9 protein-coding genes are annotated in these 14183 nt (G+C 65.3%); 5 read left to right on the top strand and 4 right to left on the bottom strand.

All coding sequences use genetic code 11. The features are described from left to right. Nucleotides 1-62 precede the first annotated feature (62 nt). Nucleotides 63-1928, top strand: coding sequence for a DUF3556 domain-containing protein (locus L1080_RS09435; protein WP_250773473.1), 1866 nt, complete (start codon nt 63-65; stop codon nt 1926-1928). Continuing rightward, nucleotides 1925-3358 carry a phytoene desaturase family protein gene (locus L1080_RS09430; RefSeq protein WP_459030745.1) on the top strand — a complete coding sequence of 478 codons (1434 nt, stop codon included), beginning with the start codon at nt 1925-1927 and terminating at the stop codon, nt 3356-3358. Before L1080_RS09435 ends, L1080_RS09430 begins: the two co-directional genes overlap by 4 nt. Before the next feature lie 319 nt (nt 3359-3677). On the opposite strand, the gene L1080_RS09425 is transcribed toward L1080_RS09430, so the two are convergent. After that, complete coding sequence (locus L1080_RS09425; RefSeq protein WP_250763334.1) at nt 3678-4976, bottom strand: PucR family transcriptional regulator; 1299 nt, start codon at nt 4974-4976, stop codon at nt 3678-3680. Between the two features lie 241 nt (nt 4977-5217). Between L1080_RS09425 and L1080_RS09420 the strand changes: the two genes are divergently transcribed. Further along, entirely contained in the window at nt 5218-6117 is a 900-nt protein-coding gene (locus tag L1080_RS09420) for an SDR family oxidoreductase (RefSeq protein ID WP_250763336.1), read from the top strand. Between the two features lie 284 nt (nt 6118-6401). Here L1080_RS09420 and L1080_RS09415 read toward each other — a convergent pair whose 3' ends face one another. Beyond that, nucleotides 6402-9653, bottom strand: a complete 3252-nt coding sequence (locus tag L1080_RS09415; RefSeq protein WP_250763338.1) for a protein kinase domain-containing protein — start codon at nt 9651-9653, stop codon at nt 6402-6404. A 208-nt stretch (nt 9654-9861) separates the two neighbouring features. On the opposite strand from L1080_RS09415, the gene L1080_RS09410 reads away from it, so the two are divergent. After that, on the top strand, nt 9862-10290 hold the full coding sequence (locus L1080_RS09410; protein WP_250763340.1) for a MarR family winged helix-turn-helix transcriptional regulator: 429 nt from the start codon (nt 9862-9864) through the stop codon (nt 10288-10290). Beyond that, the gene (locus L1080_RS09405; RefSeq protein ID WP_250763342.1) at nt 10274-11710 is read left to right on the top strand and encodes an MFS transporter; all 1437 of its coding nucleotides are present in this window, start codon (nt 10274-10276) and stop codon (nt 11708-11710) included. Before L1080_RS09410 ends, L1080_RS09405 begins: the two co-directional genes overlap by 17 nt. Here the strand turns inward: L1080_RS09405 and L1080_RS09400 are convergent. Then, nucleotides 11707-12903 (bottom strand): acetyl-CoA C-acetyltransferase, encoded by a 1197-nt coding sequence (locus tag L1080_RS09400; protein ID WP_250763344.1) that lies wholly within the window; start codon nt 12901-12903, stop codon nt 11707-11709. The genes L1080_RS09405 and L1080_RS09400 overlap by 4 nt on opposite strands. A 40-nt stretch (nt 12904-12943) precedes the next feature. Then, the gene (locus tag L1080_RS09395) at nt 12944-14128 is read right to left on the bottom strand and encodes an acyl-CoA dehydrogenase family protein (RefSeq protein WP_250763346.1); all 1185 of its coding nucleotides are present in this window, start codon (nt 14126-14128) and stop codon (nt 12944-12946) included. Nucleotides 14129-14183 lie beyond the last annotated feature (55 nt).

Here is a 14183-nt window from a genome sequence, read left to right as displayed (position 1 = left end):
AACTCGGGCCACACCCGAGGCGATGCCCCCTACCCCCGCCCGCCCTATCCAGGAGACTTCCGATGGGATTCACAACCGGGAACTTTCCCGAAGTAGACCCCGCAACATTCCTCGACCGTCCCTTCTTCGACCGCATGCGCGCCATGTCGACGCACTGGGTCGACTACGGCTTCGGCACCCCGAAGATGGTGCACACCATCTACATTCTGAAACTGCTGGTCCTTTACATCGGTGCCGGACTGTCCATCGCGACATTCACCTCCGGCTACAACGTGCTCGACATCGGCGCGTGGTGGAACGCGCCGATCGTGTACCAGAAGCTCATACTGTGGACGCTGCTGATCGAAACCATCGGCCTGGGCGGTTCCTGGGGGCCACTCGCCGGCCACTTCAAGCCGATGATGGGCGGCGCTCTGTTCTGGCTGCGGCCGGGCACCATCCGCCTCCCACCCTGGCCTGGGAAGGTGCCCCTGACAGCCGGCGACTCTCGCACCGTCTTCGACGTTGTCGTCTACGTCGCGATTTTGGTCGACATCGTCCTCGCACTCGGGCTCGCCGGTGTCCACACACCGTCCATCGACGCGGCGCTGCCCGGCAATCACGGCCTGGTGAACCCCACGCTCTTGCTGCCGCTGATCGCGCTGCTCGTCGTGATCGGGTTGCGTGACAAGGTCATCTTCATCGCCGCCCGCGGCGAGCAGTATTTCCCGGCCGTCGTCTTCTTCGGTGTTCTTCCGTTCATCGACATGATCGTCGCGCTCAAGCTGCTCATCGTGTCGGTGTGGGTCGGCGCCGGCATGTCGAAGCTGGGCCACCACTTCTCGATGGTGGTGCCCCCGATGCTGTCCAACACACCCTGGTTGCCGTCGAAGACGATCAAGCGCGCCCATTACCGCAGCTTCCCGAACGACCTGCGGCCGTCCATCGTCGCCGGCGGTGTCGCCCACGTCCTGGGCACCGTCGTCGAGGTAGTGACGCCACTGGTGTTGCTGTTCACCACCAATGGAACCGTTACCCTGCTCGCTGTTGCGCTGATGGTCGCATTCCACCTGTTCATCCTGTCGACGTTCCCGCTCGCAGTGCCCCTCGAATGGAACCTGCTGTTCGCTTACGCGGCAGTCTTCCTGTTCCTCGGATTCCCCAACGCCGCCGGTTACGGGCTTGGCGACTTCTCCTCACCGCTACTGCTCGCCGCGATCATCGCCGCGCTGGTGTTCTTCCCGATCCTCGGCAATCTGCGCCCCGACCTCGTCTCGTTCCTGCCCTCGATGCGGCAGTACGCCGGCAACTGGGCCTCGGCCACCTGGGCGTTCGCGCCGGGCGCGGAAGACAAGCTCGACCAGTTCATCAAGCGCCCCAGCCAGAACACCCGGACTCAGCTACTCGCGACGTACCCGCCCGAGGTCGCCGACGTCGTGATGCACCAACTGCTGGGCTGGCGGTCGATGCACAGCCAGGGCCGCGCTCTGCTGTCGCTGATGAGTCGCCATCTCGGCGACGACATCGACACTTACTCGCTGCGCGAGGCCGAGTTCAGCTGTAACTCGCTGGTGGCCTTCAACTTCGGTGACGGGCACCTCCACAACGAGCATCTCATCGCGGCCATTCAGCGGCGCTGCAACTTCGCGCCCGGCGAGTTCCTGATCGCGTGGATCGAATCGCAGCCCATCCACAAGGGCATCCAAGAGTACAAGGTGATCGACGCCGCCCTCGGCGTCATCGAACGCGGAACCTACAAGGTGTCCGACGCCATCGCCGAGCAACCGTGGCTGCCGAACGGTCCCATCCCGTTCGACGTACAGTGGACGTTGGACATCGACGCCGACCGGGCACTCACCGATCCCGGAACCGTGCCGGAACCGGGAATGCGCAGCAGGCAAGCTGATTCGCCGTATCACGATGACGCAGGCACAGGAGTGCGGCAGTGAGCACAGCGGTCGTGGTCGGCAGCGGGCCCAACGGGCTCGCTGCCGCGGTCCACCTCGCCCGGCACGGCGTCGAGGTCCAGGTCCTCGAGGCGGCCGACACCATCGGCGGCGGGACCCGTTCGAGCGAACTCACCCTTCCGGGGCTTCTGCACGACGAGTGCTCCGCGTTCCACCCCATGGGAGCGGGGTCGCCGTACTTGCAGACGCTCGACCTCGAACGCTACGGCCTGAGCTGGAAGTGGGCCGACGTCGACTGCGCGCATCCGCTCGACAGCGGGGAAGCAGGCCTTCTGCACCGCTCCGTCGACGAAACAGCCGCCGGCCTCGGGGCCGACGGGCCTCGCTGGCAGCGGATGTTCGGAAACCTTGCCGACGGGTTCGACGATCTCGCCGCCGACCTCATGCGTCCGATCGTGAACATTCCACGTCATCCGCTGAAGCTGGCGAGCTTCGGGCCCCGGGCGCTGCTGCCGGCCGGCATTACTGCCCGGTGGTGGCGCACCGAGAAGGGCCGGGCACTGTTCGGGGGTGTGGCCGCGCACGCGTACTACCGGCTCGACCGTCCAGCGACGTCCGCAGTCGGCCTGATGATCATCGCCGCAGGCCACCGCTACGGATGGCCGGTTGCCGAAGGGGGATCGCAGTCGATCACCAGCGCTCTGGCGGCCGTGCTCACCGACTGGGGCGGGAAGATTGCCACAGGTGTCCGGGTCGACAGTATCGCCGACATTCCTCCCGCGGACGTCGTCCTGCTCGACCTGTCACCGTCCGCCGCACTGAGCATCTTCGGCGAGCAGATTCCACAGAGAGTCGCGCGTGCGTATCGCCGGTTCCGGCACGGACCGGCGGCATTCAAGGTCGACTACGCCGTCGAGGGCGGGGTGCCCTGGCGCGACCCCGACTGCGGCCGCGCCGGAACCGTGCATCTCGGTGGCACATTCGCGGAAATCGCGGCCGCCGAAAAGGATGTCTCATCCGGCAGGATGCCACAGCGGCCGTTCGTCCTCGTGGGGCAGCAGTATCTCGCCGACGCCGGCCGATCGAAAGGGAATCTGCACCCGCTGTATGCGTACGCACATGTGCCGCACGGGTACACGGGCGATGCGACGTCGGCGATCACCGCGCAGATCGAACGGTTCGCCCCCGGCTTCCGCGACCGTGTCGTCGCGACAGTGAGCAGTGGGCCTGCACAGCTTGCCCAGTCGAACGCCAACTATGTCGGCGGTGACATCATCGGCGGGGCCAACACCGAGACCCAGGTGGTACTCCGGCCGCGCATCGCCCTCGACCCCTACAGCATCGGCGTACCGGGAACCTACTTGTGCTCGGCGTCAACGCCGCCGGGCGCCGGCGCCCATGGAATGAGCGGATACAACGCCGCCCAATCCGCACTGCGTTACCTGCGCAGACACGGCGACGATGTGCTGTAGCAGTCCCACCGCTTGCTCCGGACGCACGCGGCGGAATGAGACGATTCGGCCGTCATGAGCACGCATCGACCGCAAAGATCCTGCGGTGCCGATGCGCACGGCCCACGACACTCACGAAGAGGAACCGACACACCATGCTGAATCGTCTCTACGCAGCGCTTCTCACGGCGGCCGGACTGTCCTGCGATGGCTACATCACCCTCGACGAGGCCGTGAGCAATTCTGGCCACCCACGGCGGACAGGCATAGACTCGCCGACCGGGACGCAACCGGAGGTCGATACGCCCTCGAAGTGAAGCGGGACCAGCTGCCCCTGGCATCACTGCCCACCCACGTGCCCGCCCTTCGCCTGATCCGGTGTCAGGACGGCCGGTCCCAACCATTGGCACACGAGCAAGGCGAGTTCGACGGACAGGCGGTCCCGAGTGAAATCCTCCCCCCGCTCCTCCGCGGCGCGCTTCACCCGATACTTCACCGAGTTGTAGTGCAAGTCGAGAACTTTCGCGGCCGCAACATTGCTGAGATTGTTCGCGAGGTAGACCTGCACGGTCTCGCGCAGGCGGGCCGCGTTCTCATTGTCCGCAGCCAGGCCGCGCAAGACGCTCTGTACCCACGTCCGGGTAGCCGCGGGGTCCTCGGTGAGCATCGCGACGGTCGACACTCCTGGTTCGTCGTATGCGATTGCGACGGGGGCATTTTTTCCCGCAGCGATGGCAAGCGCTCGTGCGCGTTGGGCGCGAGCGTGGGACTGCCTGAATCCTTCTGGACCGGAGGTTATTCCACCGACGGCCACAGCTAGTTCCGAATGACGATCGAGAAGGAATTCGCGCAGCTCGATGTAATCTCGCCGGGCAGCCGAGCGGGTACCGAGGGGCACCCATACCCATCCGGTGACGCGGTCCGCCGCTACGAACAGTGGATCGGTCACTGCCCCCATGAACCCGGAGAAGTCGTGTGCAGCCGATTCGATCTTGGCCAGCATGTCTCCTGCACCGGCATCGGGGGCCCAAATGATCGCCGCCAGGTGATTTTGATTCAAGACGTAGTTGAGGGCAGCGCTGGCCCCTGCATCCGGATGTTCGTTGCCCGCCAATATTTCCTGAACACGGACAGCACGCACGCTACTCTGGTGGGCCAACCACCGTTCCCGTTCACGCTCGTAGACTGCGACCACCTGCTGCGACACCCTGTCGATGTACACCGACATCACGGTGATGATGCGCTCGAGCACCGGAACGCCCAGTTCCGGCTCAACCGCTTCCCCACCCAACTCGTCGAAGACCAACTTGAGGAGATTGGTCTGTCCGAGTCGATATGCGCGTACGAGCGCATTGACCGGAACCCCCTGTTGAGCAAGACGTCTCGCGTACTCCATCGCCGCGGCCGGCGCCTCCAAATTCTCCGGCGCAATGTTGTGCTGCAGCGTGTGAAAGATGGTGTCGAGGTTTCCTTCGACACTCGCCCCGAGCAGTTCGAGCAACTGTCGATCGGCACGCAAGTCGGGTATCTCGGTGTACAACACGTCGGTGATGTCTGCCGTCAGCGACACCAACCGCTGGTTGAGCGAGCTTGCGATTCTTGCGACCAACAGCGCGGTGCGCTCGTCGTGTGAAGCCATGCGAAGACAATAGAGCAGTTGCCTCCCACGCATGACGATTCGCCTCGAAAGCCATTGCCAGCGTCCCCACCTGGACCTTTCTATCCACCCGGAAGTTACGGCCCTCACCCGTCCGACACGAGTTTGTCCGATGAGAACAAACCCCGCCACATTCTTGATTCTTCGCGGACGTGGTCATCCTCACAGGACTTCCCTATCGTGAAGACGGCTCGGCCGCAGGGCCAACGATGAAGGGATCACGATGAACGACAAGAGCTTCCGTGGGAGAACCGCCGTCATGTCCGGAGGAAGTCGCGGCATCGGACTTGCTATCGCAAGGGCGATCGCGAGCCGCGGCGGAAACATCGTCCTGCTCGCCAAGACCGATACCCCTGACCCCCGACTACCCGGAACGATTCACACCGCCGTCGCGGAACTGGCCGAGTTGGGCGGACACGCTGTCCCGGTAGTGGGCGACGTCCGCAACGCCGACGATATCGCCCGAGTCGTCGATTCTGCCCGCGACAACTTCGGCGGCATCGACATCGTCGTCAACAATGCGAGCGTGCTGGACATCTCGAAGACCGAGGCGCTGCCCCTGAAGCGGTTCGATTTGATGCAACAGGTCAACGTGCGCGGCACTTTCGCGCTGACCCAGGCGTGTCTTCCGTACCTGCGGAAATCTTCGAACCCACACGTACTGACGCTCTCACCGCCGCTCAACATGTCGAAATACTGGCTGGGCGCCCACCCCGGCTACATGCTGGCCAAGTATGGGATGACGCTGGCCGCGTTGGGTATCGCGGCTGAACACGCGGATATGCCCTTCTCGAGCAACTGCCTGTGGCCGCAGACCATGATCGCGACAGCAGCGGTCGGGAACCTACTCGGCGGATCCGACAGCCTGCGACACTCACGCTCCCCCGACATCATGGCCGACGCTGCAATCGAACTACTCGGCCGTCCCGCGGGCACCGACAACGGTCGCACAGTCCTCGACGTCGAAGTGCTCACCGAAGCCGGTGTCACCGACTTCACGACGTATGGCGGAAACACTCCCCTGACCATCGACATCTTCGTCGACGAACCCGGGTTCTCCGATAGCTCGGAGGCGTTCGACCGCACCGGCCAGGCGGGCCCGCGGACCAGCAGTGTCGGATGAGCTCGGCTCTTTCGTGCCAAGACGATCGACGTCGAGGTCGTGTTCACCAGCGACATCCCTGAACACGGATCCGCACCGCAAGTCACCGATGCCGAGGGCACCGATGCCGTCTGTTGTCGATGTCGTCCTGGGTGGTGGAGCCGACCTACGAGATCTGAATCCGACGGATGGGCGATGGTCGATCTCGCTTTGCGGTGCTGCCGCTACGGCGGTCCGCCCGGCGACGACATACTCGTCGAGTTCGGTGTGACGCCGACAGTATTTGTCTCGCTCCCCCGCGCGGTCTAGTCGTGCGTCCGCTCCACGACCCAGGCCGCGACCTGTGTCCGAGAGGTGAAGCCAAGTTTGGCCAGGATGTGCTCCACGTGCCGTTGTGCGGTGCGGGGTGAGATCACGAGACGGTCGGCGATGGCCTGATTGGTCAGGCCTTCGGCGACCAGATCGGCGACTTGACGTTCCCTCTTGGTCAGTCGCGTCGACGCCTCGGTGGCTGATGTGGAGGTGTCGGCCTGCTGCTCGTGGAGGGCATAGGCGATTGCCGCGTCGAAGCCGAGTTGTTCACCCTTGCGGTGGGCAGCACTGAATGCCTTGTCCCCGAGTTCCTGACGGGCCTTCTCTGCATATTCCTCGTGGTAGAGGACCAGACTGGTATGTATCACCGCGGTACTGCCGATCGACTGCGCCAGCCCGTCCGCGGCTCCCATCAACGTTGCAGCCCGGAGTGCGTCGCGACGTTCGAAGCTGATCCAGGCCAGCGCCTCGAGGGAGGCTGCAGCGACGCGCGGACTGCGTACCTGTTTGGTCAGCTTCAGTGATTGTTCGATAAGGCGGACCGACCGACTGGCATCACCTCGCTTCCACACGGCAATTCCCAGGGCCCACAGCGAATGCGATCGATACATCGTCTCGCCGTGCGCTTCCGTGATCGCGAGGGCACGTTCATGGCACTCGATCGCCTGGTCCATCCGGCCTGACAGTCCATGCGCCAGACCTAACGGGTACAGGATGGCTACTTGGAGCGTTCGATTCCCGCGCGCGCTGAACTCGGCGAGGGCGCTGTCCAGTTGCGAGCACGCTCGCGCCAGATCACCGCTGTAGAGGGCCAGCATTCCGTCGGCGCAGTTGACGTAGGCGCGCAGGAGGGGATCACTCGTGTCGGCGATGAGAGTCCGCGCCTGATCGACGAGCGCTGCCGCGGCCTCGAGGTCGCCTTGAGCGAATGCCATCACGCTGCCGCCGTAGATCGCCTTGATCGAATCCAAGGTGGATGGGCCGCTGCGGCGGGCGAGTAGCTGCTCATGCCACCGGCGCCCCTCGTTGTAAAGACCCTGGGAGCTCCAGAACAGGAACAGTGCCGCGGCGATGCGCAGGCCGGCGGTAGGGTCGTCGTCGACGCCGAGGGCCTCCCGCAGATTCGCGTGTTCCCGTTTCAGCCGGGCGATCCACTCCAGTTGGCGGGCACTGATCCACTCGGCCTCCGCGTTCAGCGCCAACGCCTCGTACCAGTCCCGGTGCCTCCGCCGCAAAGCGAGGGCCTCATCGGTCTGCTCGAGTTTCTCGTAGCCGTATTCGCGGAGCGTCTCGAGCAGCCGGAGCCGTACCACCGACCCGTACTCCTCGCGGATCAGGATCGACTTCTCCACCAAGGAGGACAGCGTGCCCAGCAACTCGTCAGGGTCGAGACCCTCGCCGCACACGTCCTCCGCCGCATCGAGTTCGAAGCTTCCCGCGAACACCGACACCCTCCCCCACACGAGTTGTTCACGCGCGGTGCACAGTTCGAAACTCCAATCTATACACAAACGCATAGTCTGTTGCCGCGTCGGCGCACCCCGGCTACCGCGGGTCAACAGGGTGTAGCGGTCGGTGAGCCGCTCGAGTATCTGCTCGGACGACATCGCCCGCAACCGCGCCGCCGCCAACTCGATCGGCAACGGCAACCCGTCGAGCCGGCGACAGATCCCCGCCACCGTCGCTGCGTTCCCTTCGGTAAGCGCGAAACCCGGAACCGCGGCAGCGGCGCGTTCTACGAACAACGTGACCGCGTCGTATTTCGGCAACCCCCGCCGGGAGTCCCGACGCCCGGGATCCGGAACGCCCAGCGGGGGAACCCGCAGCACCGCCTCCCCACCGATCCCAAGGGGTTCACGGCTGGTGGGCAGCATCCGCAACCGCGGGCACACACGCACCAGGTGGGCGGCAAGTTCGGCGACCGCATCCACCACCTGCTCACAATTGTCGAGAACCAACAGCAGTTCCTGTGCCGCCATGTGCTCCAGGAGAACCTCACGCAACGGCCGTGCCAAATGGTCCCGTACCCCGACGGCGGCAGCCACCGCATCGACCAGCGACGACACGTCACGCAGCTCACCCAACTCGACCAGGCGCACACCGTCGGCGTACTCGCGCTGCACACTCGCCGCGATCCGCATCGCCAGCCGCGTTTTGCCGACCCCCCCGATCCCGGTCAACGTCACCAACCGGGACCCGGCCAGCAGGTTCTTCGCCTCGGTCAGCTCGTGTCGACGGCCGACGAATCTCGTCAGCTCCAGAGGGAGACTTCCCGTCGCGCCCAACGTGGAGGAAGGCTGCGACAATCGTCCACCGCGCGAGTTCGGTTGCTCCCGCGCATCGGGTTCCACGCGGAGCGCCATCTCGTCGACCGGAAACCCGTGGTCGCGTTGCAGGGTTCGTAGTTCCTCGCCGAAGTCGGCGGCGGTGGCCGGGCGCGCACCGGGCTCGCGGGACATAACCCGGGCAATCACCGCGGACACATCCTCGGGGATCCCACGCTCACGCAGGTCGGGCACCTCCTGCGTGGCGATCCGCAAAAACTGCGCGACCACCTGCTCACCGCTGCGACGCTCGAACGCAGCATGCCCGGTCAGCGCACTGAACAGGGTGGCACCGAGCCCGTAGATATCCGCGGCCGGGCTCGGCGGATCACCCCCGAGCACCTCCGGCGCGGTATACGCCGGCGACCCGGTCACCGCACCGGTGGCCGTCTCGAAACCACCGGAGATGTGCGCGATACCGAAATCCGCCAACTCCGGCTCGCCGTACTCGGAAAGCAGAATGTTCCCGGGTTTGACGTCCCGATGCAGGATGCCGAGCCGGTGCGCCGACTCCACCGCACCGGCCATCTTCACCCCAACCCGAAGAACCTGATCCAGCGGCAGCGGACCGCCCGTCCGGACCCGGGCCTCCAGCGAATCCTGCGGGTGATACGGCATCACGATGTAGGAAAGGCCACTGTCGGTGGCACCGACCTGCAGAACGTTGAGAATGTTCGGGTGCCCGGTCAGCCGTCCCATTGCCCGCTGCTCCCGAAAGAAGCGGGAGCGGTTCTCGTCGTCGAGTTCGACGGTGAGCACCTTCACCGCCACCGTGCGATCCAGCTGCGCCTGGGTGCAGCGGTAGACCACGCCGAAACCGCCGCGCCCGATCTCCTGGACATCGCCGAATTTAGCTCCACCGAGTTCGGCGGCCGGGGGCGGCGGGTACCGCTGAGTGTCGAGCGGATCACCTTCACCCATCGGCGGTCTACTCACCCCGTCGGCTTATCAATGACGCGCACTGGCTCCTACGGCACGACCAGCGCGTATACAACCGTGGACTCACCTCTCGATGGTGTCCTTTCGAGGATATCGCTCACGGTTATCGGTGCGGGTGATCCCGGCCGCACACGTGTGAGCCTCGACATTTAGTCAACTAGATTGATCAATGTGGTTGTACGCTTTGCTCATGATCACCGAACAGGCCACCGCGCAAGTCCTGCGGGAAGCGCTGCGCCCGATCTGGCGACAGCTCACCGCAGGCAGGTCGATCTCGGTCGGCAAGATAGGTGTGCTCGCCTACCTGTCGAAGTACGGACGAACCTCTGCCTCGACACTCGCCACGGCCGAGAAGATCAGCCCACAGGCAATCGCCACGGCCGTGCGCGAACTCGAGAGTCTCGGCCTGGTTGCACGGACGCCTGACGAGCAGGATCGGCGCAGGATCTGGATCGAGCTCACCGATGCCGGTGGCGAGAGGCTGGCGCGAGAGCGGTCACAAGGCTTGGAGTGGCTCGAACACGCCATCGCGGAACGGCTGACGGACGAGGAAAAGGAGACCCTCGACTCCGTCATCCCGATTCTGCGCAAGTTGGTGGACGATGCCCCCGTCGACTGAGTCCACAACGGGTCCCCGGTTACTGCCGGCGCTGGCGTATGCCGCCCTGACGACCGCGGTCGTCAGTTCACTCGGCATGCTGCTGGTGCCCACCATCTCCCACGACATGCACGTCGAGGTGAGCACCGGCCAATGGATGCTCACCGTCAACCTCCTCGTCGGGGCGGTCGCAACACCGATCATGGGACGGTTGAGCGACGGGCCCCACAAAAAGCGCCTGCTCCTGTTCTCCCTGACCACGATCCTCGTCGGTTCGATCGTCGCGGCCACGGCTCCCAACTTCACCGTCTTCCTGATCGGCCGCGCGTTGCAGGGACTCACCTACGGGATCGTTCCGGTGACGATCGCTCTGGCCCGCCGCTATCTTCCCGAAAACCAGGCCCGGCTCGGCATCTCCAGCCTGTCGGTAACGGTCACGACAGGCCTGGGACTCGGATACCCCCTGACCGGCATCCTCGCCGACCTTCTCGGGTTCCGTTTCGCCTTCTGGTTCGCGGCGCTGTTCCTAACCACCACCATCCTCGTCGTCTGGCGTGTCGTTCCCGCAGGCCCCGACGAGCAGGCGCCACGCAACACACTCGACGTCCCGGGCGCACTGCTGGTCGGCACCGGACTCGCCTCCCTACTCGTCGCCGTCAGCGAAGGCTCGCGGTGGGGCTGGGACTCGCCATGGACCATCGGATTCTTCGCCGGTGCGGCCACACTGCTGACGGCGTGGTCTCTTGTCGAACTGCGCACCCCGTACCCACTGATCAACCTGCGAGTCCTGCGCAACGGGGACGTTCTGGTCGCGAACAGCACCGCGATCGGCCTCGGCGCCGCCATGTATATCGGACTGTCGATCGGCAGCCTCATCGCCCAGGCGCCCGCCTCCACCGGATACGGCATCGCGCTGCCCCTGTTCTGGGCCGGATTCGTGATGCTTCCCCTGTCGGTCGCAAGCTTCGGCGCGAACCGGCTCGTGCGCGCCCTCTCGCATCGAATACGGATGAGGACTCTGCTGCTCGTCGGCGCCGGGCTGGTGACAGCCTCGAGCGCACTTCTCTGGGTGGCCCACGACGCGTTGTGGGAAATCCTGATCGGTATGTTCGGGTTCGGACTGGGGATGGGCATGACGTACGCGGCGATGCCGGCCCTGATCGCCCGGAGTGTGGCCGACACCGAACTCGGCAGCGCCGTGAGCTTCAACCAGGTGCTGCGCACCGTCGGCGGCTCATTCGGCAGCGCCCTCGCGGGTGCGGTGCTCGCCGCGAACCTGGCACCGGACCTACTTCCTACCGAAGGCGGGATCAAGCTCGCCCTTGCCGTGGGTGCCATCGGGTGCGCCGTCGTCTTCGTCGCACTCCTCGTCAATCACGTGATGTCGCGTCCGCCGACCCCGACGTCGGAGCCGGCGGACGCGCGTGTCAGTCGGGGCTAGGCGCCTTCGATGATGGCGGCCATTCCCTGCCCGCCACCGATGCACATCGTGACGAGCGCCTTACCGCCGCCGCGCCGCCGCAGTTCATGCAGCGCGGTGGTCGTCATCCGCGCACCGGTGGCACCGATCGGGTGTCCGAGTGAGATCCCGGACCCGTTGACATTCAGTCGGTCCCGGTCCTCGAATCCCCATTCCTCGAGCACGCCGAGCACCTGGCACGCGAATGCCTCGTTCAGCTCGATCAGCGTGAAGTCGTCGAAGCTCGCACCGGTCCTGCGGAACAGCTTCGACGTGGCCGCGACCGGACCGAGGCCCATCAGTCCCGGTTCGCACCCGGCGGCGGACCAGCCGGTGAGGAAACCCAGCGGCTCGAGCCCGAGTTCGTCGAGTTGATCCTCGGCCACAACGAGCATCGACGACGCCGCATCGTTCTGCTGGCTCGCGTTGCCCGCGGTGACGACACCGTCCGGTAGCGCACTGCGCAGGCGCGCCAGCGTCTCCGGCGTGGTTTCCGGGCGGATACCCTCGTCGCGGGCCACGACGGAGACGTTGCCCTTCCGGTCGGTGATCTTGACCTCGATCACCTCGTCGTCGAACTTGCCTGCCTCCCAAGCGGCGTGGGCCTTGGCGTGGCTTTCGGCAGCGAATGCGTCCGACTCCTCACGGCCGATTCCGCATCGTGTTGCGACGTTCTCGGCGGTCTCGATCATGCCGCTGATCTTCCCGAACCTCCATTCCGGCTGGGAGCGTTCCCGTCCGCGGTCGAGGCGGTCGTACAGGTTGAGCGAACCGGCGCGGGTCCCCCAGCGGGCCCCGGTGGTGTAGTGCTCGATGTTGCTCATCGACTCGACGCCACCGGCGAGCACCACGTCGGCTGCGCCGGTCTGCACCATCATCGACGCCGTCACGAGGGCTTGCAGGCCCGTGCCGCACCGGCGGTCGGTCTGCAATCCGGCGACGCTGATCGGCAGTCCTGCCTCGAGGGCGGCCCACCGGCCGATGCACGGGGCCTCGGAGTTGGCGTACGACTGGCCCATCACGACGTCTTCGATGAGGATCGGGTCGATCCCGGACCGCGCCACTGTCTCCTTGATCACGGTGGCGGCCAACGTCTCTGCCGGGACGTCGCGCAGTGCGCCGCCGAAACGGCCGACCGCGGTGCGGACCGGGGCGACCAGTGCTGCTCTTCGCATGTAACTTTTTCCTTGTCTCAGGGAACCAGGGCCCCACCGATCACTTGTGTACGGGTTCAGAGTGCTTCTTGGCTTCGCGGACGAGGCCGCCGCCGATGATCAGACGCTGGATCTCGCTGGTGCCCTCGTAGAGGCGAAGCAAGCGGATGTCCCGATAGATGCGTTCGACCGCAACACCTCTCATGTACCCGCTACCACCATGGACCTGCACCGCGAGATCGGCGACCTTGCCGGCCATTTCCGTGCAGTACAACTTCGCCACGGACGGGGCGATACGACGGTCCTCACCGCTGACGTACTTCTGTGCCGCCTCCCGCACCAGCGCGCGGCCCGCGGACACACCCACTTGCTGGTCGGCGAGCATGGCCTGCACCAGCTGGAAGTCGCCGATCGGGCTGTCGCCCTGCTTCGTGACCGCCGCGAAGGCGACGGACTCGTCGAGCGCTCGCTGTGCACTGCCGACGGCGAGGGCGGCGATGTGCACCCGGCCCCGGGCAAGGGAGGTCATAGCGGCCCGGTAGCCGGCCTCTTCACTGCCGCCGACCAGGGCGGATTCGGGGACGGTGACGTCGTCGAACGCCACCTCTGCGGTCCAGGCGCCCTCCTGGCCCATCTTCTTGTCTTTCGGACCGACCACGACACCGGCGGTGTCGGCCGGAACGAGGAACACCGCGATCCCGGTGCCGGTCTCGTCGGCGGGACGGGTGCGGGCAAACACGACGAACAGGTCGGCCAACGGTGCGTTGGTGATGAACCGCTTGGTGCCGTTGATCGTCCACGTGCCGTCTTTCAGGACGGCGCGGGTGGTCAGGCCCGCCGGGTTCGACCCTGCCTCCGTCTCGGTCAGCGCGAACGACGCGACCACCTCACCCGACGCGATCCGTTCGAGCCATTCCGACTTCTGCTCGTCGGTGCCGAAGTTCACCAGCACCTGACCGGCGATCCCATTGTTGGTGCCGAACATCGACCGCAATGCCAGGCTTGTGTACCCGAACTCCATCGCCAGTTCCACGTCCTGCGTGAGGTCGAGCCCGAGCCCGCCCCACTGCTGCGGAATGGCGTATCCGAACAGACCCATCTCCGCCGCCTTACGGCGAACGTCGTCCGGAATCACATCTTTGTCCGCGATTTCACTTTCTCTCGGAATTACTTCCTTCTGAATGAAGGTTCTCGTCTGCGCGAGAATGTCCTTGAAGTCTTCGTCACTTACTTCGCGCTCAGCCATGAAGGTGAATATCCAGCAAGCCCGGCCCTGGTGTCAAGTACGGGTCGCGCGCGGA

Source organism: Rhodococcus sp. MSC1_016 (genome assembly GCF_023667485.2).
Lineage (GTDB): Bacteria > Actinomycetota > Actinomycetes > Mycobacteriales > Mycobacteriaceae > Rhodococcus_F > Rhodococcus_F oxybenzonivorans.
Note: the sequence above shows the minus strand (reverse complement) of the source record. Positions and strands in the feature narration are given on the sequence as shown.

Coding starts and splice junctions, on each gene's coding strand:
- L1080_RS09435 (WP_250773473.1), top strand. CDS start 63: ATGGGATTCACAACCGGGAACTTTCCCGAAGTAGACCCCGCAACATTC.
- L1080_RS09425 (WP_250763334.1), bottom strand. CDS start 4,976: ATGGCTTCACACGACGAGCGCACCGCGCTGTTGGTCGCAAGAATCGCA.
- L1080_RS09420 (WP_250763336.1), top strand. CDS start 5,218: ATGAACGACAAGAGCTTCCGTGGGAGAACCGCCGTCATGTCCGGAGGA.
- L1080_RS09415 (WP_250763338.1), bottom strand. CDS start 9,653: ATGGGTGAAGGTGATCCGCTCGACACTCAGCGGTACCCGCCGCCCCCG.
- L1080_RS09410 (WP_250763340.1), top strand. CDS start 9,862: ATGATCACCGAACAGGCCACCGCGCAAGTCCTGCGGGAAGCGCTGCGC.
- L1080_RS09405 (WP_250763342.1), top strand. CDS start 10,274: ATGCCCCCGTCGACTGAGTCCACAACGGGTCCCCGGTTACTGCCGGCG.
- L1080_RS09400 (WP_250763344.1), bottom strand. CDS start 12,903: ATGCGAAGAGCAGCACTGGTCGCCCCGGTCCGCACCGCGGTCGGCCGT.
- L1080_RS09395 (WP_250763346.1), bottom strand. CDS start 14,128: ATGGCTGAGCGCGAAGTAAGTGACGAAGACTTCAAGGACATTCTCGCG.